This window comes from Halorubrum sp. SP9 (assembly GCF_005435015.1).
GTDB classification, from domain to species: domain Archaea; phylum Halobacteriota; class Halobacteria; order Halobacteriales; family Haloferacaceae; genus Halorubrum; species Halorubrum sodomense.
The window spans coordinates 1-443 of the sequence record NZ_SGXU01000387.1; the positions used below are offsets into that span (position 1 = coordinate 1).

1 pseudogene is annotated in these 443 nt (G+C 67.3%); it reads right to left on the reverse strand.

The features are described 5' to 3' along the window. Positions 1 to 443: pseudogene (locus tag EXE45_RS17975) on the reverse strand (hypothetical protein); the annotation flags it as partial.

Below are 443 nucleotides of genomic sequence, written 5' to 3' on the forward strand. Positions count from 1 at the left end.
CCGTGCCCGCCGCTGATCATGTTGTACGTGATGACGCCCGCGCCGAGCCCGGTGAAGAACCCGATCGCGGCGACGTGCGACCACTTGTACATGTTCGGCAGCCACGGCTCGACGGCCAGGCGGTCCTCGCTGGCCTTCCCGCCGTCGCCTTTGACCTCGCCGGGCTCGCGCATCTCCTCGCGCTCGAACGGCCCCATGTCGAAGTAGCCGTTGGCCTTGTCGCTGACCTTGCCGACGATGCTGTAGCCGAAGACGGCGCGGACCACGAGCGCGCTGATGACGATGCTCACCGGGATCGGGTCGACCGGGAGCGCGAGCTGTCGGGAGAGCTGTTCGATGAGGACGCCGAAGATGCCGAAGACGGCCCCCACGGCGAGGACGTCCGGCTTACTCCCCAACGCGAAGCCGATGTCCTTCGCGTTGTGGTAGTCGAACCCGGACTC